Origin of the sequence: Pseudomonas cerasi, from assembly GCF_900074915.1 — a bacterium.
GTDB lineage: Bacteria > Pseudomonadota > Gammaproteobacteria > Pseudomonadales > Pseudomonadaceae > Aquipseudomonas > Aquipseudomonas cerasi.
In genome coordinates this window covers 5,358,311-5,375,924 of record NZ_LT222319.1, presented here as the reverse complement: position 1 = coordinate 5,375,924, position 17,614 = coordinate 5,358,311, and the positions used below count along the sequence as shown (strand labels likewise).

The 17,614-nt window shown below is 62.6% G+C and carries 19 protein-coding genes and 1 pseudogene; 8 read left to right on the top strand and 12 right to left on the bottom strand.

The window, feature by feature from the left end:
• Positions 1-22 precede the first annotated feature (22 nt).
• From PCPL58_RS26315 to PCPL58_RS26265, 11 genes and pseudogenes are all read right to left on the bottom strand, one after another.
• Positions 23-2,385, bottom strand: a pseudogene (locus PCPL58_RS26315) (MMPL family transporter).
• Positions 2,369-2,983 carry an outer membrane lipoprotein carrier protein LolA gene (locus PCPL58_RS26310; protein ID WP_065350816.1) on the bottom strand — a complete coding sequence of 205 codons (615 nt, stop codon included), beginning with the start codon at positions 2,981-2,983 and terminating at the stop codon, positions 2,369-2,371. The pseudogene PCPL58_RS26315 and the gene PCPL58_RS26310 overlap by 17 nt, the downstream one beginning before the upstream one ends.
• On the bottom strand, positions 2,980-3,429 hold the full coding sequence (locus PCPL58_RS26305; RefSeq protein ID WP_065350815.1) for an acyl-CoA thioesterase: 450 nt from the start codon (positions 3,427-3,429) through the stop codon (positions 2,980-2,982). Before PCPL58_RS26305 ends, PCPL58_RS26310 begins: the two co-directional genes overlap by 4 nt.
• Before the next feature lie 65 nt (positions 3,430-3,494).
• Positions 3,495-4,442, bottom strand: a complete 948-nt coding sequence (locus PCPL58_RS26300) for an LpxL/LpxP family acyltransferase (protein WP_003432116.1) — start codon at positions 4,440-4,442, stop codon at positions 3,495-3,497.
• Positions 4,439-5,173: a glycosyltransferase family 2 protein gene (locus tag PCPL58_RS26295; protein WP_003366060.1), complete on the bottom strand. Its 735-nt coding sequence runs from the start codon at positions 5,171-5,173 to the stop codon at positions 4,439-4,441. Before PCPL58_RS26295 ends, PCPL58_RS26300 begins: the two co-directional genes overlap by 4 nt.
• The gene (locus PCPL58_RS26290; RefSeq protein ID WP_065351109.1) at positions 5,166-6,848 is read right to left on the bottom strand and encodes an acyl-CoA synthetase family protein; all 1,683 of its coding nucleotides are present in this window, start codon (positions 6,846-6,848) and stop codon (positions 5,166-5,168) included. The genes PCPL58_RS26295 and PCPL58_RS26290 overlap by 8 nt, the downstream gene beginning before the upstream one ends.
• Before the next feature lie 10 nt (positions 6,849-6,858).
• Positions 6,859-7,404, bottom strand: a complete 546-nt coding sequence (locus PCPL58_RS26285; protein ID WP_065350814.1) for a COG4648 family protein — start codon at positions 7,402-7,404, stop codon at positions 6,859-6,861.
• On the bottom strand, positions 7,401-7,655 hold the full coding sequence (locus tag PCPL58_RS26280; protein ID WP_003432110.1) for an acyl carrier protein: 255 nt from the start codon (positions 7,653-7,655) through the stop codon (positions 7,401-7,403). Before PCPL58_RS26280 ends, PCPL58_RS26285 begins: the two co-directional genes overlap by 4 nt.
• 9 nt (positions 7,656-7,664) lie before the next feature.
• The gene (locus tag PCPL58_RS26275; RefSeq protein ID WP_003316688.1) at positions 7,665-7,925 is read right to left on the bottom strand and encodes a phosphopantetheine-binding protein; all 261 of its coding nucleotides are present in this window, start codon (positions 7,923-7,925) and stop codon (positions 7,665-7,667) included.
• Positions 7,900-8,712 carry a lysophospholipid acyltransferase family protein gene (locus tag PCPL58_RS26270; protein ID WP_044308707.1) on the bottom strand — a complete coding sequence of 271 codons (813 nt, stop codon included), beginning with the start codon at positions 8,710-8,712 and terminating at the stop codon, positions 7,900-7,902. Before PCPL58_RS26270 ends, PCPL58_RS26275 begins: the two co-directional genes overlap by 26 nt.
• The gene (locus PCPL58_RS26265) at positions 8,688-9,407 is read right to left on the bottom strand and encodes a beta-ketoacyl synthase chain length factor (RefSeq protein WP_003366073.1); all 720 of its coding nucleotides are present in this window, start codon (positions 9,405-9,407) and stop codon (positions 8,688-8,690) included. The genes PCPL58_RS26270 and PCPL58_RS26265 overlap by 25 nt, the downstream gene beginning before the upstream one ends.
• A 308-nt stretch (positions 9,408-9,715) precedes the next feature.
• Here PCPL58_RS26265 and PCPL58_RS26260 point away from each other — a divergent pair, with 308 nt between their 5' ends.
• Positions 9,716-10,495: a ParA family protein gene (locus tag PCPL58_RS26260; protein WP_003432106.1), complete on the top strand. Its 780-nt coding sequence runs from the start codon at positions 9,716-9,718 to the stop codon at positions 10,493-10,495.
• A gap of 186 nt (positions 10,496-10,681) precedes the next feature.
• On the opposite strand, the gene PCPL58_RS26255 is transcribed toward PCPL58_RS26260, so the two are convergent.
• Positions 10,682-11,086 (bottom strand): PAAR domain-containing protein, encoded by a 405-nt coding sequence (locus PCPL58_RS26255; protein WP_065350813.1) that lies wholly within the window; start codon positions 11,084-11,086, stop codon positions 10,682-10,684.
• 419 nt (positions 11,087-11,505) lie between these two features.
• Between PCPL58_RS26255 and mdcA the strand changes: the two genes are divergently transcribed.
• The 7 genes from mdcA to mdcH are packed head-to-tail and all read left to right on the top strand — an operon-like array spanning position 11,506 to position 17,563.
• Positions 11,506-13,182, top strand: a complete 1,677-nt coding sequence (gene mdcA, locus PCPL58_RS26250) for a malonate decarboxylase subunit alpha (RefSeq protein WP_065350812.1) — start codon at positions 11,506-11,508, stop codon at positions 13,180-13,182.
• Positions 13,182-14,057 (top strand): triphosphoribosyl-dephospho-CoA synthase, encoded by an 876-nt coding sequence (locus PCPL58_RS26245; protein WP_065350811.1) that lies wholly within the window; start codon positions 13,182-13,184, stop codon positions 14,055-14,057. Before mdcA ends, PCPL58_RS26245 begins: the two co-directional genes overlap by 1 nt.
• Position 14,058: 1 nt before the next feature.
• Complete coding sequence (locus PCPL58_RS26240) at positions 14,059-14,358, top strand: malonate decarboxylase subunit delta (protein WP_003414308.1); 300 nt, start codon at positions 14,059-14,061, stop codon at positions 14,356-14,358.
• Entirely contained in the window at positions 14,351-15,202 is an 852-nt protein-coding gene (locus PCPL58_RS26235; RefSeq protein ID WP_065350810.1) for a biotin-independent malonate decarboxylase subunit beta, read from the top strand. Before PCPL58_RS26240 ends, PCPL58_RS26235 begins: the two co-directional genes overlap by 8 nt.
• Positions 15,199-15,999, top strand: a complete 801-nt coding sequence (gene mdcE, locus PCPL58_RS26230; protein WP_044308705.1) for a biotin-independent malonate decarboxylase subunit gamma — start codon at positions 15,199-15,201, stop codon at positions 15,997-15,999. Before PCPL58_RS26235 ends, mdcE begins: the two co-directional genes overlap by 4 nt.
• Positions 15,993-16,631, top strand: a complete 639-nt coding sequence (locus PCPL58_RS26225; protein ID WP_003432096.1) for a malonate decarboxylase holo-ACP synthase — start codon at positions 15,993-15,995, stop codon at positions 16,629-16,631. Before mdcE ends, PCPL58_RS26225 begins: the two co-directional genes overlap by 7 nt.
• Positions 16,628-17,563 carry a malonate decarboxylase subunit epsilon gene (gene mdcH / locus PCPL58_RS26220; RefSeq protein ID WP_065350809.1) on the top strand — a complete coding sequence of 312 codons (936 nt, stop codon included), beginning with the start codon at positions 16,628-16,630 and terminating at the stop codon, positions 17,561-17,563. Before PCPL58_RS26225 ends, mdcH begins: the two co-directional genes overlap by 4 nt.
• The last annotated feature ends 51 nt before the right edge of the window (positions 17,564-17,614 follow it).

Genomic DNA, 17,614 nt, shown 5'->3' with positions numbered 1-17,614 from the left:
AGTGACGACAACGCTGCAAGACTCATGCGTGTGGCCCTTCAGCATTGGCTGGCGAATGAAGCGCTTTACGCGGGCTGGCCCAGGGCGCCAGCAGGAAGCTGAACGCCAGCCCCAGACTGACCGACAGGCCGAAGTTGCTGATCGCCGGGGTGCTGGAAACGGCCAGCAGGCCGAACGACAGCCAGGTGGTGACCGCTGCCAGCAGCGTGCCCAGCAGGCTGACTGCCGCGCCGCCTATCTGCTCGCGCATCAGGATGGCGTAATCGACGCTGATCGCCGTGACCAGCAACAGGCCGAACAGGCTGAACAGAGTCAGCGGCTGACCGAGCCAGCCCAGGCTGGCGAGGCTGCACAGGGCCGCCAGCAGGGGCAGGGCGACGATGCGCAACGCACCGCCGAAGCCAAACGGAGCGATCAGCAGCAGGACGATCAGTACGCACGATGCCAGCTTCAATTCCGCTGCGCTGATCTGCGTGTGGGCAAACACCTCGTTGAGCTCACCCAGGCGGTCGACCAGTTGCACGCCCTCCAGTCCGATGGCCTGCACGCGCAGCAACGCCATGCTGTTCATGCCACGCAGGCTGACGATGCTGGCTACCTGAGCGTCGCCTTCGGCATCTTCGCTGGCGCCCAGCCAGAGCGTGCGCCACGGTTCGCTGAGCGGGCCTTGAAGCGCCTGATCAATGTCTTGCGTTGGCAGTGCCTGCAATTGCGCGAGTTCGGTTTTCAGTGCGTTGGCCGGAACGCCAAGCTGTACCAGTGGCTCCCAGTGTTGCGGCAATTTGCCCAGTGCATCACGGGTCAGTTGCTGCTCGGCAGGCGAATCCAGCAACTGGTTGAGCGCCATGTAGCCTTGCAGCTTGTCCATGCTGACCAGTTGGTCGAGCCGTTGGGTCAGTTCGGACTGCCGATCCAGCAACTGCTGTTGGTCCTTGCCGCGCACCAGAAAAAACTGGCTGGTGGGCTGATAACCGGTGATCCGTGCGATGGCCTGGGCTTCATCGGTCAACGCCTGAGGTGCTGCCACCCATTGGCGGATATCGTTCTTGGTGGTCAGGTGCCAGAGTCCGCCGCCACAGAAGACCAACAGCAGCACCAGCAGGATCGGTGTGCTGATGCGCAGCAGCAAGGCGGCGCGGCAATCGAGCATCAATTGCGCCAGTTTCAGCGGCCACTGGGCAGGGCTGATCTCGACTTTTACGAGCAGCGCGGGCAGCAGGCACACCGCCGTCAGGTAGGCGCCGATCAGGCCGGCCGCCGAGAACACCGCAATTTGCGTGAGTGCCGGGAACGGCGTCCAGGCCAGCGCCAGGTAGCCGATGCAACTGGTGATCAGGCTCAGGCTCAGGCCCGGCAGGGTCAGGCGCAAGGCGGGCCAGCTGCGCCAGGGTTTGAGGCTCCAGCTCTTGGACAGGTAATGCAGCGGGTAATCCACCGCCACCCCGATCAGGCTCGAGCCCAGCACCAGCGTCATGACGTGCATGCTGCCGAATATCGCAACGCAGGCCACCGCGCGAAGAGCATGCCGACCACCACCGGCACGAATGCCAGCAGCACGCTCCAGCGGCGGAAGGCGAGTAACAGCAACAACAGGATACCGACCGTTGCGCCACCGCCGACCCAGGTGATTTCCCGGCTGGCCTGCTTCTGCCCGTCGGCAGCGTAAAGCAGCCCGCTGGCCGCGAGCAATTGACCACCCGCCTGACTGGCCTGCACCCGCGCTTGCGCCAGCAGGTCCGCGACCTGGCCGGGCAGGTGCATGTCGAAGGCATCGGTTCGGGTTCGCGAACGCAGCAGTACCCAGCTTTTGCCCTCGGCGCTAGCCACCAGCGCGCCACTGGCCAGGTCCGCCTCGACCGAGCCCTGCTTCGGCAGGCCGTTCTGGATACGTCCGGTCAGCCCCAGCCAGTCATCCTGGCCAGGCACCAGGCTGAACCCGGCAAACGGGTCGAACAGCGTCTGTACGCGCTGTTCGATGAAGGTTTTCGGGTCGTCGATCAGCAGTGTGCGGTCCGCTGTCGGCAGCATGGCGATGCGCCCTTGCAGCAACTGGGTGCGCAACGCGGGCAGATCGGCCTGCAGCGACCACTGGACCTTCTCGAACAGGCCGGTCGACTGCCATTGTTCAGCCAGATTGCGTGCCAGTTCGACAGCCTTCTGCCGATCGCTGTGGCCCACCAGCACCAGCATTTCGCGGTTGAGCGGTTCCTGCATGCGCTTTTCGGCGCTCACGACCAGTTCGTCGTTATCGGTGCCCGGCACCAGCTCCATCAGGTTGGCCGACAGCGGCGAGCGGTCGTGCCACTGCCAGCCCGCGAGCGCCAGTACGCCCGCCAGAATCAGCAGGAACAGTCGCGGCAACAGCCGCTCAGTCTTTGAAGTCATTACGCTGCGCATCGGTCAGGGTCGGGGCACTGCTGCTGTCGATCATTTTCAGGACCGTGCTGTCGCCCTGGGTTTCCAGCAGCTCGATACGCTGCACCAGTTCGCCACCGTCGATGTTGATATGTTTGAACACTTGTTGCAGCAGCATCGAACGCGGCGTCAGGGTGAGGTGCCAGGCATTCGCCTCGCCCTTGAGCTGCAAGTCGAAATCCCGCTGCAGGCCGCTGCTGTCGCCTTGCAAGACCGCCAGGAACAGACGGTTCTGCTCGGCGCCGGCGTTCTTGTTCGGCACCGGCTTCCAGGTGCTGACATTGCCATCGGCTTCACGACGGGCAATACCGTCGGCATTGATGCGGTAATCCTGTTTGAGCGGTGTTTCCAGCAGCCAGAGCAGCCCGAAATCCCTGGCGAGCACGAAGCGGCCCTTGCTGAGCAGCGGTTGCGGCAGGGCGCGCAGGTGTTTTTCCTGAACGAAACGACCCTGCACCACGGCAGGCTTGGCGAGCTGATCGCTCAGTTGTTGCAGATCGAACGCCTGCGCCAGAGAAGAAAGGCACAGCAGACCCAGCAGAATCAAGGTACGAAGCGGGCGGTTCATGGCGAGGCGCTCTCTATTGTGCTCTCAAGGGCAGTTTTGACGGCATCGATGAACACCTGCGGCGAGGCCAGTTGCATTTCCCGGCTCTGGCTGTCGACGGCGACCTGCACAGTGCTGGCGCGGGTCAGACGCTCATCGGTTTGTGCATCGGTGATCAGGTAATTGATCTTCAGACGGTTCTCCCACTCCACCAGACTGGCGCGCACGTTCAGTGTCTGACCGAACACGGCGCTGCGCACATAGCGCAATTGCAGATCGATCACCGGCCAACCATAACCGGATTCGAGCATCTGCATGTAGTTATGGCCGATATGATCGAGCAGCGCGCAGCGCGCCACTTCGAGGTACTTCACGTAGTGCCCGTGCCAGACGATGTTCATCATGTCGACGTCGAAAAACGGCACGACGATTTGAGTGTCGATGTGCAGGAAACCCTTACTGCGCATGTAACCTCCTGTGGCGATCCGCGCTGATTTTACAACGCAGCACATGACCGCCGAGCGCGATCAGCTCATGAGCCTGATTCATCGGCAGACTTCCAGAATGGGTAGAAATTGAACCACTGCTGCGGCGCTTCCAGGCAATAGTGCCCAAGACGCTCGGCATAACACGTGGCCCACTGCTCGATGACCTGGGCACGGTCGCTGCGCCGCCACTCGATGGCGTCGGCGAACGGTTCGAGAATCACCCGATAGCCCTTCGCACCCTTGAGGCAGAAGAACAGGTTGACCGGGCACTTGAGCAGCCCGGCCAGCAGCCAGGGGCCTTGCGGGAAGTTGGCCGGCTGACCGAGAAAGTCGACCTGCACATTGCGCCCGCCATGCAGCGCGACGCGGTCACCGGCGATGGCCAGCCACTCGCCTTCGTCCAGACGCTGGCTTAATTGCAGCATGATGGCCGGGTCCAGCTCGCTGACCTGAATCAGGCGCAGATGGGTCGCGCCGGCTTCACCGAGCAGGCGATTGAAGCGTTCGGCATGTTTGGTGTGCACCAGCACGTTCATGGTGACCTTTTCGCCGAGTTCGGCCAGCGCTCGGCACACTTCAAGGTTGCCCAGGTGCGCACCGACCAGCATCTGTCCGCGTTGGCCACGCAGGTTCTGGCGCAGCAAGGCCTGGTCGACGATCTCGATCTGATCGATGCCCAGCCTGCCGTTCCACACGTCGAGCTTGTCGAGCAAGGCATCGGCGAATGCCATGAACTGCCCGAACACCCGGCGCTGGCTGGGCCGCAGTTCGGGTTTGCCGCTCCAGTCCGCCAGGTGCTGCTGGTATTGCCAGATGCTGTGCCGGGCACGTCGGCCGAAGACAAAGAAATACAGGACGATGCCATACAGCACCGGGCTGAGCAGGCGCCGACCGAGCACCCGCATGCCCCAGGCGGTGAGTTTCATGAGCATGAAGCTGCCGCGCTCCTGATGACTGGCCCAATGCTCCTTGGGCGACTTGTCGATGCTCATGGCCGCCACCGTCGCCACAGGAGCATTGGCAGGCGTAGTAGCATGCCGAAGAACAGCTTGGCGTGCATTTTCGAAATCAGGGCGTTGTCATGAAACAGGCGGAAATGCGACAGGCCGTCCTGCGGGTAATGAACGCGGGTCGGCAGCCAGCGCATCGGCTGGCCGCGCCAGGATAGGCGCACAAGCATTTCCGAGTCAAAATCCATGCGTCTGCCGATCTGCACGCTGTCGATCAGCGCCAGGACCGGGGCCAGTGGATAGAGGCGAAAGCCGCACATGGAATCGCGAATGTGCAACGACAAGGTATTGATCCACACCCAGACGTGGGTCAGGTAGCGTGCATACAGACGGCCTTTGGGCACGCTCTCGTCAAACTGCGGATAACCGCAGATCAGCGCATCCGGGTGCTGGCGCGACTGCTCCAGAAACACCGGAATATCACTCAGATCATGCTGGCCATCGGCATCGACCTGCAACGCATGGCTGAAACCCAGCCGGATCGCCTCGCGAAAGCCGGCCATTACCGCGCCGCCCTTGCCCTGATTGACCGGCAGGCGCAGCAGGTGGATAGCCTCACCCTGCGCCAACTGCTGTAACACGGCTTCGCAGGCCGGACTGCTGGCATCGTCCACCAGAATGCACGGCAACCCGGCGTTGCGCACGGCCTTGACCACGTTGGGCACGGCCAGCTCGTGGTCAAACACCGGAATGATCACGCAAGGCTTATGCATGGTCGTCCTCCAGGAGGATGCGGCCACTGGAGCAGGGCGCGTTGTCGGCGTTGCGAAAGGCGAAGTGCAGCTTGGAGCGTGTCGCATCGAAGCGCAGTGTCAGCGTGAGGCGATCACCGGGACGCACCAGTTGCTGAAATTTGAGCACCTCCATGCCGGCAAATCCGCATGGCAGGTCGAGCAGTCGCTGGCCCAGGCTGATCGCCCAGTCGACTTGCACCACGCCCGGCAAAATCGGCGCCTTGGGAAAGTGGCCGCTGAAAAACGCCAGATCGGGCGGGACGCTCAATTGCAGGTGCAGCTCGCCTTCGACGTTCTGTTGCTCAAGCACTTCCGGCTGTTTCGAGCTTGGCGCCAGCAGCAGCGCCTCGACCTCTGCCTGAGGCAGCTTGCCCTGGGCGTTGAGCGGCATCTGCCGCAGCAGACGCCAGCGACGCGGCAGGGCGATGGTTTCGCAGTGCGGTTGCAGGTACTGCCGCAAGGCTTCGGTGAGCGCCCGACGGCCCTGATTGCGCAGGACCAGCAAGCCCGCGTCGCTCAGCACCAGCAGCGCGCCCAGCGAGGCACGGTTTGCCTGCACCACGCCAAGGCGCGCTTCACTCACCCACGGGTGAGCCGCGAGGGCCTGCTCGATCAGCGGCAAGGACACGCGCTTCTCTTCGAGTTTGACGATGCGGTCGAGCCTGCCCAGCAGTTCGAAGCGCCCGTCTGCACCGATCAGCGCCGCATCGGCGGTCTGCTCGACATGGCCGGGCGGCAGATAGGGCGAGCTGATGCGCAGCGCCCCTTGCGCATCCTGACTTAGCTCTACGCCGTCGAAGGCCTGCCAGCGTTGCCCGCCCTGACGCCAGGCGATGCCGCCGGTTTCCGAGCTGCCGAGAATTTCCGTCGGCCACTGACCGAGGCGTTGCTGCAGGCTCTGTGCGGCTTCGGCCGGCAATGCGCCGCCGGAAGAGAACACCCGGCGCACGGCGGCAAGACCCGGCCAGTCGAGATTGTCGCCCATGCGCTTGAGCAGCGCAGGGCTGGCGACCCAGGCGAATGACGGGTATTCACGGCTGGCGCGTTGCAGGTCTTCGGCGAACGGCAACTGACGGCGCACGAACGGGCGTGCCGCGCACAGCGGCCAGAGCAAACGAAACAGCAGCCCGTAAATATGTTGCGTCGCCACGCTGCCGATCATGCATGCCGCGCCGAGCTCCGCGCCCCACAGCTGTTCCAGCCCGCAGACTTCGTTGGCCAGTTGCCGCAGGTGTTTTTCGATCAGTTTGGGCTCGCCGCTGGAGCCGGAGGTGCACAGGCTCAGCCGGCACTGGTCGAGGTCCAGCGCTGCCGCGGGGAGAGGCGCGGCATGCAGGTCGCTCAGGTGGGTGTCACCCGGCAGGTCAGTCAGCCACAGGTCGACTTGATTCGCCCAGCGCTCGCGGGTCTGGCCCTGCAAGTCGGCGGGCAGCAACACGTGCACACCTGCGCGCCAGGCCGCGAACAACGCAATGGCCAGGTCGGCGGCATCCTCGAGGTGCACTGCAAGGCGTGTGATGCCGCGCGCGTTCAGCCCCGCAGCCACGCCGAGCGCCTGATCACGAAACTGCGCGTGGTCGAGGGTCGGGGCCAGCGTCAGCAGCCGGTCGGGCAGCGCATCGAGCAGCAGGTGTTCCAGGTTCAACCAGTTCATGCGATCCATTTCATTTGCCGCCCGCTGAGGGTGGGCGGACGATCCATTCAACAGCGAATAACACGCCCATCAGGCCGTAGGAAATCAGGCCGGTGTACAGCGTCCACCATGACAACGGTGCCCACAGTGTCAGGATGGCTGACGTGAGGCCGTTGACGAGAAAGAACAGGCACCAAATCTGCGTGACTTTACGTGTATAGCGGATACCCGCCTCAGGCAGATCGGGACGGTTCAGGCGCGCCATCTTTTCCACGATCGGCGGGCCGTAGACCAGGCTTGAGCCGAACAGGCCGAGCATAAAGGTGCTGACCAGTACCGGGTACCAGCGCAGCATCATGTGACTGTCGAGGGCGCCGAGCACCGCGCAAAAGACCAGCGCTACAATCGCCATCGCCAGGCTGCCTTGCCTGCGCTCTCCGGTCAGGGCGCGCGCCAGCCACAGGCTGCCCAGCAGCAGCGCGAACTGCCAAGGGGCGAAATGCTCGGTCCCCCAATAGACGGCGAATGGATAGAGCACGCCGGCCAGCACCAGAATCAGGCCAATCAGCCGCTTCATTCGGCGGTGTTGACCAGTTTGTAGACGGCCTCTACCACGTCATTCACGGTCCTCACCGACTTGAACTCTTCAGCCGCAATCTTTTTGCCGGTCTTGCGTTTGATGTGATCAATCAGGTCCACGGCATCGATGCTGTCGATTTCCAGGTCCTGATACAGGTTGGCTTCAAGCGTGACTCGCTCAGGCTCCAGTTCGAACAGTTCCACCATTGCGGTGCGCAGGATTTCGAAGATGTCTTCACGGGTTTGCATGTTCAATTCTCAGGCCGGTTGTCTGGCGCTGACGAAGGCCGCAAGGCTGTCGACGCTGGCGAAATGGTTACGGGTGTCCTTTGCATCGGCATCGATCCTGATGCCATAACGCTTCTGGATGGCCAGGCCCAATTCGAGCGCATCCACCGAGTCCAGTCCCAGTCCTTCGCCAAACAGCGTCATATCGTTGCCGATATCTTCCGGGGTGATGTCTTCGAGGCCCAGGGCATCGATGATCAACAATTTAATGTCCTGGTGCAGATCGCTCATCTGAGGCGAGCTCCTTGGTGAAATAGTCATGCAGGTAATCGTTGAGCTTGCGGGACGCCAGGGGCGGTGGGCCTAGCGCACTGAAGGCGGTTGGTTCTATATCGGCACCGACGCGCAAAGTGAAGTGCACGCGGCGTTGCGGAATGCGATACCAGGGCTCGGCCTTGGTCAGGGTGGTCGGCTGGACCTTGATCGTCACCGGGGTGATGACGCTTGCGCCACGCAGCGCAATGGCGGCCGCGCCGCGGTGAAAGACCGGCGGCTGGCCTGGCTGGGTGCGCGTGCCTTCCGGAAAAATGATCAGTGTCTGGCCGCTTTGCAGGCGCTCTACGGCGGCGTCGAGCATGTCCATGCTGCCGTCGTTGCTGATGTAACCGGTGGAGCGCACAGGGCCGCGGGTGAACGGGTTCTCCCACAGGCTGCGTTTGACCACGCAGTTGGCGTCACGCACCAGCCCGATCAGAAACACGACATCGATCAGTGACGGGTGGTTGGCGATGATCATCTGCCCTGGGCGACCAAGCTTTTCGGCGCCTTGCACGTCATAGGTCAGCACCCGCATGCGCGCCATGATGCGGATGAACAGCCAGAACAGGCGGCTGATGGTCCGCCGCGCGCGGCGCTGATGGCTGGCCACACTGCCAGGCAGGCAACTCAATACTGGAAAAACGAACAACCGCAGGCATAAACCGCTCAACCCGAACAGGGCAAAGCTGATGCCTGTTGCCAGCAGACGCCAGTAATAGGCGTCCCGACCTTTTTTCAGTGACTGCGTTGCCAGTTCCATAACCGGTTATTCCAAGGGTGCAGGCAGACGGATTGATCAGTGTGCAAGGCCCGCAGCAGGTTCAGGGCATGGGGCCACTGAGTGCGCTTGGTGCCTTGCGTATCGGTGTTCAGAGACAGTTGCCACTCATTCCCCGGCGTCAGCAGCAAGCCGACCGCGTAGGGAAAGGGCACGTCATCAATCCATTGGGCATAGGCTTGCGGCGGCTGTTCTTCAGTCACCACAAGCAATACTGCTTCTGCTCCCTCGGCCAGCAACGCTGCGGCCTCGAATGCTCCATACTCCAGCCCGTCGCCTGTGGCGGCCAGGGCTGTCATCTCACTTGTTTCACCGCGCATGATCGACCACAGACCAATGATGGCGTTATGCACTGAAAGGCTGAACTGGGTCGGTGAAAGTGGCTCGTTGGCGGCCAGATCACGCAGGATTTCAAAGGTCCTTGGCGTTTCTCCGTGGCGCGAGACAAACACCAGCGGGACGCGCTCCAGCCCTTCAGTCAATGGCCAGCCGACGGCAAACGCCATTCTCGCCATGCGGCCCAGGCGGCGGCGTTGCATCGCAGGAAGAAAAGACACGTCTGGCGCTGCATCACTGGTTTCCAGCAGCGTCGGATCGAGGCTCCATCGCTGCCAGTCTTCCGCGCTCGCCAGGCCCGGCGCCCAGGCTTGCCATCGTGCAATGTTGAAGGTGATCAAGGCTTCTCTTCCCGCCCCTGCGGGCTTGTTTCTCGCTACATCGATATCAGGTCGATATCAGCCTGGGTGCGGTAATTGACCGAGTGCGCGCATTATCCTGATGGGGCTCATTACTAGCAAATTTGTTACATAAAAACCGTTTACAGGCGTGTATTTTAAGGTTGAAGTCGTTTTTCTGTATGACAACCGGCCGGCAACTGTTTTGCGTTAAGCTCACCGTTGTCACATGCACTGTCTAGACTCGATTTCCTCTTACGGTCGTTATCGGCCACTCCTGCTGTTTCTTCATCTTTCAAGGAATCCAAAGCATGCGTCGCGTGGTATTCAATCAGAAGGGCGGTGTCGGCAAATCGAGCATCGCCTGCAATCTGGCTGCAGTCAGCGCTCACGAAGGCTATCGGACGTTATTGATCGATCTCGATGCCCAGGCCAACTCGACTCAGTACCTCACCGGCCTGACCGGTCAGGACATTCCGATGGGGATTGCCGAGTTCTTCAAGAACACGCTGTCCGGCTCACCGGTCGCCAAAAAGAACCATGTCGATATCTACGAAACACCGTTCGACAACCTGCACGTGATCACGGCGACTGCAGAGCTTGCTGACCTGCAGCCCAAGCTTGAGGCCAAGCACAAGATCAACAAGCTGCGTAAATTGCTCGACGAGTTGAGTGAAGATTACGAGCGTATCTATCTGGATACGCCGCCAGCCCTGAATTTTTATGCGGTTTCGGCGTTGATCGCCTCTGATCGGGTGCTGATCCCTTTCGACTGCGATAGCTTCTCGCGACAGGCGCTGTATGGGCTGATGCGCGAGATCGAGGAGTTGAAAGAGGACCACAACGAAGATCTTCAGGTTGAAGGCATCATCGTCAACCAGTTCCAGCCCAGAGCCAGCCTGCCGCAGCAGATGCTCGACGAACTGATTGCCGAAGGCCTGCCGGTGCTGCCGGTCTATCTCAACGCCTCGGTAAAAATGCGCGAGTCGCATCAGGCCAACCTGCCGCTGATCCACCTCGACCCACGGCACAAACTGACGCAGCAGTTCATGGAACTGCATCACTTGCTCGAGACCAACGCCCATCCGTGATGGGCATACCTATACGGAGCCTTGGCGCTATAGTTGAAACGCAAGTCATGTGGGAGCGGGCTTGCTCGCGAAGGGGCCGGTACAGACCCCGAAAGCAGGGCGTTTAAACCAGCGCATTCGTGAGCAAGCTCACTCCCACAAAGCATGTGCATGCTGACTACGGAGCATGGGCACGAGATTCGCAACTCAACATGGCTGCGAAAGAGGCTTGAGTACTTCGGGCGTATAGCTGCCGTCTCTCAATGAGCGCGCCAGATGTTCGGCATAGAGTCGCGCTGTCGAGGCCAGTTCTTCGGGGATGGCGACGGTCGCGTCCATGTCGGCCCGGACGTGCTCCTGCGAGGTGGTCAGCGTGTTGCTGCCGGGTGCGCAGCCACACTGCACCTCATGACCCTGAGTAGCGACCGCCACAAGTTCGTCGATGTAGGTGGGGTTTCCCTGGGCGATGAAGCCAATCTGCCTGCAGGCCGGGCACCACACCGGGTCGCCCATGCGCGCCACACGACGCAGTTCGATGACTTCGCTTGCCGATGCGGCCAGCACGAAGCCGCCGGTGGTAGTGAGATCGCCTTCCCTGACTATAAATGACATCGCGCTACTGCCTCTGGGTTACGGAAAACCTCAAGGCTAGGCGCAAACACGGATTCCGATAGCACCCCGGGCCCTTTAAAGACCGGTCCTACGCAATTACCAGCCGGGCGTTTCGAGCATGTTGCATGCGCGACGACGCACCCGGCGAAACGTCCGTTTCCCCATCGTTACTCCAGCCGTAATGATTCGACGCGCTGCTTGATTGATGCCCGACCGCTATCGCTCCAGGCTGTGTAAAAACTACTGCGCTTGGCAATACTGCGTTAAAAACAGGCGAAAAATGCTCATTTAGAACACCTAGAGTCGGTCGCGACCCCGGCCGTTTTCGCCTGTTTTTGCCTTGTCTTGCCTTCGCTCGTGACGTTTTTACACACCCTGGCTCCTAAGGTGGCCGACGACAGCAAAATCGTGGAGCGATCATGACAACAACAACTTCCCCCGACGCACGCTGGACACGTCGTCGCAGCGAGAAGCAGCGGCGTCTGGAGCAAGTGCGGGCGTTGGCCGATGGTGTGGTGTTGCCGACCGGCAATATCGTCGCCGCGCTGGAGGCCCTGCTGGTTTCCGGCGACCGCGTGGTGCTTGAAGGCAACAATCAGAAGCAGGCGGACTTTCTCTCCCGCGCGCTGGCCAAAGTCGATCCGGGCAAGGTGCATGACCTGCACATGATCATGCCGAGCGTCGGCCGCGCCGAGCACCTTGACCTGTTCGAACAGGGCATCGCGCGCAAGCTGGACTTCTCGTTTGCCGGTACGCAAAGCCTGCGCATCAGTCAGTTGCTGGAAGACGGCCTGCTGGAAATCGGCGCGATCCACACCTACATCGAACTCTATTCACGGCTGGTGGTGGACCTCATCCCCAACGTGGTGCTGGCGGCAGGCTTCATGGCCGACCGCGCCGGCAACATCTACACCGGGCCCAGTACCGAAGACACCCCCGCACTCATCGAACCGGCGGCATTCAGCGACGGCATCGTTATCGTCCAGGTCAATCAGCTGGTCGATGACGTCAGCGAGCTGCCACGGGTGGATATCCCGGCCTCGTGGGTCGACTTTGTGGTGGTCGCCGACAAGCCGTTCTACATCGAGCCGCTGTTCACCCGCGACCCGCGCCACATCAAGCCGGTGCATGTGCTGATGGCAATGATGGCGATTCGTGGCATCTACGAGAAACACAATGTCCAGTCGCTGAACCACGGCATCGGTTTCAATACCGCCGCCATTGAGCTGATTCTGCCGACCTACGGCGAGTCGCTGGGCCTGAAGGGCAAGATCTGCCGCAACTGGACACTCAATCCGCACCCGACATTGATCCCGGCCATCGAAAGCGGCTGGGTCGAGAGCGTGCATTGTTTCGGCACCGAGCTGGGCATGGAGAACTACATTGCTGCCCGCCCGGATGTGTTCTTCACCGGACGCGATGGCTCGCTGCGTTCCAACCGCCAGCTCTGCCAGCTGGCCGGGCAATACGCCGTGGACCTGTTCATCGGCGCAACCCTGCAGGTCGATGGCGACGGGCATTCCTCGACAGTCACCCGTGGTCGTCTGGCCGGCTTTGGTGGCGCGCCGAACATGGGCCATGACCCACGCGGCCGGCGTCACGCCACGCCCGCCTGGCTCGATATGCGTCAGCAGCAGGATGACGGCCCGGCTGCCTACCTGGAGCGCGGCAAGAAGTTGGTAGTGCAGATGGTCGAAACGTTTCAGGAAGGCGGCAAACCGACCTTCGTCGAAACCCTGGACGCGGTTGAAGTGGCGAAGAAAAGCGGCATGCCGCTGGCGCCGATCATGATCTACGGCGACGACGTGACCCACCTGCTGACCGAAGAAGGCATCGCCTATCTCTACAAGGCGCGCAGCCTTGAGGAACGCCAGGCGATGATCGCGGCAGTGGCGGGCGTGACTGTGATCGGTTTGCGCCACAACCCCAAGGACACCGCGCGCATGCGCCGTGAAGGGCTGATCGCGCTGCCCGAAGACCTCGGCATTCGCCGCACCGACGCCAGTCGTGAACTGCTCGCCGCCAAGAGCATTGCCGACCTGGTTCAGTGGTCCGGTGGCCTCTACAACCCGCCTGCCAAATTCAGGAGCTGGTAATGAGCGCACTTCAATTGGCACCGCAATCGGCCTCGCTGGCAGTACGACTGGCCGATCTGGCCGTCGACGCCTTGATCGACGAAGCCGACCTGTCGCCCAAACCGGCCCTGGTGGACCGGCGTGGCAGCGGCGCGCACAGCGATTTGCACCTGGGGCTGATGCATTCCTCGGCGCTGTCATTGTGGCCGACTTTCAAGTTGATGGCTGACGCCGCCACGCAGTTCGCTGTTGTGGACCGGCCATTGCGTGAGGCACTGGGCAGGCTTGGCCGTGAAGGCGAAGCCACCATGCTGCGCACCACCAGCGGGGTGAATACGCATCGCGGCGCGATCTGGGCGCTGGGTCTGCTGGTGACCGCTGCCGCGCTGGAGGCTCGGGATTGTGCGCCCGATGCCATCTGCGCGCGCGCTGCCGCTTTGGCCCAGATCAACGACCGCCAGGTGCTCACGCAGAGTAGCCACGGTGATCAGGTAGTTCGTCGTTACGGCGTCATGGGCGCCAGAGAGCAGGCGCAGCAAGGGTTCCCGGCGGTCAGGCTGTTCGCCTTGCCACAACTGCAACGCAGCCGTGCGGCAGGCAGCGGCGAGCAGAACGCTCGGTTGGATGCGCTGTTGGCGATCATGACTACGCTGGACGACACCTGTGTGCTGCATCGCGCCGGCATCGAAGGGCTGAATGCCATGCAGCACGGGGCACAGCGCGTGCTCGACGCCGGAGGCAGCGCCAGTCTGGCGGGCCGCCGCGCACTGAACGAGCTTGATCAGCACTTGCTGGCCCTCAATGCTTCGCCCGGTGGCGCGGCGGATCTGCTGGCTGCCTGCCTGTTCATCGATGGCCTTGAGCCTGCGCTCGGCCCTGTTTCGAGGAGTGCCTGAAATGGAAACCCTGTCTTTTGAATTTCCTGCCGGACAGCCGCCCAAGGGCCGTGCGCTGGTGGGTGTGGTGGGCTCCGGTGATCTGGAGGTGCTGCTGGAACCCGGTAAACCGGGCACCTTGTCGATTCAGGTGGTGACGTCGGTCAACGGTGCCTCGCTGCGCTGGCAACACCTGTTCGAGCGCATGTTCGAGGGGCAGACCCCGCCTGCGCTGAGCATCGATATTCATGACTTCGGCGCGACGCCCGGCGTCGTGCGTTTGCGCCTGGAGCAAGGCTTCGAGGAGATCGGTCATGACTGATAGCGCACGTTTGCTGAATCAGCACAGTTTCATCGAATTGGGTGCCCGACAGCGCGCCCGCGCCTTGCTGGATGCAGGCAGCTTCCGCGAACTGCTGGGGCCGTTTGATCGGGTCATGTCGCCGTGGCTGGCCATGCAGGGCGTGGTGCCTCAGGCGGATGACGGCGTGGTGGTCGCCAAAGGCACTGTCGATGGTCGGCCAGTGGTCATCGCCGCCATCGAAGGCTCGTTTCAGGGCGGCAGCATGGGCGAAGTCGGCGGCGCGAAAATGGCCGGTGCGCTGGAACTGGCTGCCGAAGACAACCGCAACGGCATTCCCACCGCCGCGATCGTGCTGCTGGAAACCGGTGGTGTGCGTTTGCAGGAAGCCAATCTGGGCCTGGCCGCGATTGCCGAGATTCATGCCGCGATAGTCGATCTGCGTCAGTACCAGCCGGTGATCGGTGTGGTGGCAGGCAGCGTCGGCTGCTTTGGCGGGATGTCCATCGCCGCAGGGCTGTGCAGTTACCTGCTGGTGACTCAGGAAGCACGTCTGGGCCTGAACGGTCCGCAGGTGATCGAGCAGGAAGCCGGCATCGAAGAATACGACTCCCGCGACCGTCCGTTCATCTGGAGCCTGACCGGTGGCGAGCAACGTTTTGCCAGCGCTCTGGTGGATGGTTTTGCTGCCGATGATGTCGCCGATGTCCGCCAGCAGGTCAGCGGCTGGCTCAAACAGGGCGTGCCCGACACGCATCGCAGCAGTCAGTACCCACTGTTCCTGCAGCGACTGGCCAGCCTGGACACTGAGCCGCAAATTGATCCGCAAAGCGTGCGTACCCTCTATCAAGGAGCCCGGTCATGAGTCATTCACAGCGGGGTTTGAACTGGTTCAACGCCTTGAGCGCAGGCGCCCGTGAAGTCACTGGCCTGCCTGCCTCACTCAAGGTCGCCGACGGTTTTCTCGGCGAGCAGGCGGTGCGTTTTGTTGCAGTGATTGCCGATACCGACAACCGCTTTCCCCGGGCGCGTCAGGGCGAAGTCGGCCTGCTGGAAGGCTGGGGCCTGGCCAAGGCGGTGGACGAGGCCATCGAGCAGGATCGCGACCGCGCCGAAAAACGTGCATTGATTGCCATCGTCGACGTGCCGAGCCAGGCCTACGGGCGTCGCGAGGAGGCGCTCGGTATCCATCAGGCATTGGCCGGAGCTGTGGACAGTTACGCGCGAGCGCGTCTGGCGGGACATCCGGTGATCGGTCTATTGGTGGGCAAAGCCATGTCCGGCGCATTCCTGGCCCACGGCTATCAGGCCAATCGATTGATCGCGCTGCGTGATCCCGGCGTGATGGTGCATGCGATGGGCAAAGCCTCGGCAGCCCGCGTAACCCTGCGCAGCGTCGAGGACCTGGAAAAGCTCGCCGCCAGCATCCCGCCGATGGCTTACGACATCGACAGTTACGCCAGTCTCGGTCTGCTGTGGGAAACCCTGGCGGTCAGCCAGATCGAACAGCCCGCTGCAGATGACCTGATTCAGGTGCGCAACGTGCTGAGCAGTGCGATCAAGGACGTGCAGGCCCGCGGCGTCGATCTGAGCAGCCGGCTGGGTGCGAGCAACCGTGCGGCGTCGGCCAATGTGCGTCAGTTGCTGCGAGCGCAATGGTGATCAGCAACACTGGCGCAGTGCTGCCCCATGATTTGTTGTGGGGCATGCCGCTGTCTGCGTTGCCGGACGACGCGCCCAAATGGGCGGTCGAGGCCGTGCTGGCCGGGCAACCGGTGGTGGTCCGGCGTCAGGCAATGCCCGCCGGGCAGGTGGCGGTGGGTTTGCGCGGTCGCGGTCGGGAGCAACGCTATGCCGCAAGCATGCCGTTGGCCGACGTCTGCCGAAGGGTCATGCCCGAGCAGTTGATCGAAGCCCCGACCGAGAGCCTTCAGCAATGGCCGGCGTTGCAGGCGTTGCGCCAGATCCGTCCGGTCATGGAGGCGCTGGAGCTGGACTGGGGCGTCGGCGGCAGTGCCGGATTCGAGCTGGCCAGCGGTATTGCGGCGTTGCATCAGGACAGCGATCTGGACCTGATTTTGCGCACCCCGGGGCGCCTGAGTCGCCGCTGCGCCGCCGAGCTGGTCGAGGCGCTGGAAACCTCGGTCTGTCGGGTCGACGTTCAGCTGCAACTTGAACACGGTGCCGTGGCGCTGCGTGAGTGGGCGCGGCCAACGGGGCGGGTGCTGCTCAAGACCGCCAGCGGCGCGCGGCTGGTTGCAGACCCATGGCACCTGGGGCAGGTGTGCGCATGAGCAGCCTGTGGGTATTTCCCGGCCAGGGCGCGCAGCAAGCCGGCATGCTGCATCAGCTGCCGGACGATGCTGCGGTGCGCGACTGCCTGCAGGAGGCGGCCGATGCGCTGGGCGAAGACGTTCTGGCGCTGGACACTGCCGAGGCACTGCAAGCCACCCGTGCCGTTCAGCTTTGCCTGCTGATCGCTGGCGTCGCATGCGCGCGCGTGCTGCAGGCGCGTGAGTGTGTGCCGGACTACCTGGCAGGGCTGTCCATCGGCGCTTATCCGGCTGCGGTGATTTCGGGGGCGCTGGCTTTTGACGACGCCGTGCGCCTGGTCGCGCTGCGTGGCGAGCTGATGCAAGGCGCCTGGCCGCAGGGTTACGGCATGACCGCACTAATCGGTCTGGACCAGACGCAGGTAGAAGCGCTGATCGCGCAGGTACACAGCGCGAAGACACCGGTATTTCTCGCCAATATCAACGCCGACAACCAGATGGTGATCTCCGGCAGTGCCGAGGCGATGCATCTGGTCGGTCAACTGGCCAAGGCTGCCGGAGCAGCAGCGGTCAAGCGTCTTGCGGTCAGCGTGCCGTCACATTGCGCCTTGCTGGACGCTCCCGCGCAACAACTGGCCGAGGCCTTTTCAACGGTCGCGCTAACGGCACCCAGGATACGTTACCTGAGCGGCAGCACGGCGCGACCTGTGCGCAATGCCGAGAAGCTGCGTGACGACCTGGCGTTCAACATGTGTCGGGTCATCGACTGGCGCAGCACCGTGGAAACCGCCTGGGAGCGGGGTGTGCGCCTGCACATCGAATTGCCGCCCGGCAGCGTGCTGACCGGGCTGGCGCGCAAGGTATTCCAGCAGGGAACCGCGCTGGCTTTTCAGGCTGCGCGCCTGGACAGCCTGGTTGCGCTGTCGCGCGAGGAGGGTCGCCGCACCCCATAGAGCCGCCGTGCAGCTGCTACGAAGGACAAAAACAACAACTTCAGCAATGCA

What these genes read in the sequence shown, in the direction of transcription:
- PCPL58_RS26285 (WP_065350814.1), bottom strand. Translation starts at nt 7,404, where the DNA reads ATGAAGCGGCTGATTGGCCTGATTCTGGTGCTGGCCGGCGTGCTCTAT.
- mdcH (WP_065350809.1), top strand. Translation starts at nt 16,628, where the DNA reads ATGAGCAGCCTGTGGGTATTTCCCGGCCAGGGCGCGCAGCAAGCCGGC.
- mdcA (WP_065350812.1), top strand. Translation starts at nt 11,506, where the DNA reads ATGACAACAACAACTTCCCCCGACGCACGCTGGACACGTCGTCGCAGC.
- PCPL58_RS26240 (WP_003414308.1), top strand. Translation starts at nt 14,059, where the DNA reads ATGGAAACCCTGTCTTTTGAATTTCCTGCCGGACAGCCGCCCAAGGGC.
- PCPL58_RS26245 (WP_065350811.1), top strand. Translation starts at nt 13,182, where the DNA reads ATGAGCGCACTTCAATTGGCACCGCAATCGGCCTCGCTGGCAGTACGA.
- PCPL58_RS26310 (WP_065350816.1), bottom strand. Translation starts at nt 2,983, where the DNA reads ATGAACCGCCCGCTTCGTACCTTGATTCTGCTGGGTCTGCTGTGCCTT.
- PCPL58_RS26260 (WP_003432106.1), top strand. Translation starts at nt 9,716, where the DNA reads ATGCGTCGCGTGGTATTCAATCAGAAGGGCGGTGTCGGCAAATCGAGC.
- PCPL58_RS26290 (WP_065351109.1), bottom strand. Translation starts at nt 6,848, where the DNA reads ATGAACTGGTTGAACCTGGAACACCTGCTGCTCGATGCGCTGCCCGAC.
- PCPL58_RS26235 (WP_065350810.1), top strand. Translation starts at nt 14,351, where the DNA reads ATGACTGATAGCGCACGTTTGCTGAATCAGCACAGTTTCATCGAATTG.
- PCPL58_RS26300 (WP_003432116.1), bottom strand. Translation starts at nt 4,442, where the DNA reads ATGAGCATCGACAAGTCGCCCAAGGAGCATTGGGCCAGTCATCAGGAG.
- PCPL58_RS26270 (WP_044308707.1), bottom strand. Translation starts at nt 8,712, where the DNA reads ATGGAACTGGCAACGCAGTCACTGAAAAAAGGTCGGGACGCCTATTAC.
- PCPL58_RS26305 (WP_065350815.1), bottom strand. Translation starts at nt 3,429, where the DNA reads ATGCGCAGTAAGGGTTTCCTGCACATCGACACTCAAATCGTCGTGCCG.
- PCPL58_RS26295 (WP_003366060.1), bottom strand. Translation starts at nt 5,173, where the DNA reads ATGCATAAGCCTTGCGTGATCATTCCGGTGTTTGACCACGAGCTGGCC.
- PCPL58_RS26255 (WP_065350813.1), bottom strand. Translation starts at nt 11,086, where the DNA reads ATGTCATTTATAGTCAGGGAAGGCGATCTCACTACCACCGGCGGCTTC.
- PCPL58_RS26280 (WP_003432110.1), bottom strand. Translation starts at nt 7,655, where the DNA reads ATGCAAACCCGTGAAGACATCTTCGAAATCCTGCGCACCGCAATGGTG.
- mdcE (WP_044308705.1), top strand. Translation starts at nt 15,199, where the DNA reads ATGAGTCATTCACAGCGGGGTTTGAACTGGTTCAACGCCTTGAGCGCA.
- PCPL58_RS26275 (WP_003316688.1), bottom strand. Translation starts at nt 7,925, where the DNA reads ATGAGCGATCTGCACCAGGACATTAAATTGTTGATCATCGATGCCCTG.
- PCPL58_RS26225 (WP_003432096.1), top strand. Translation starts at nt 15,993, where the DNA reads ATGGTGATCAGCAACACTGGCGCAGTGCTGCCCCATGATTTGTTGTGG.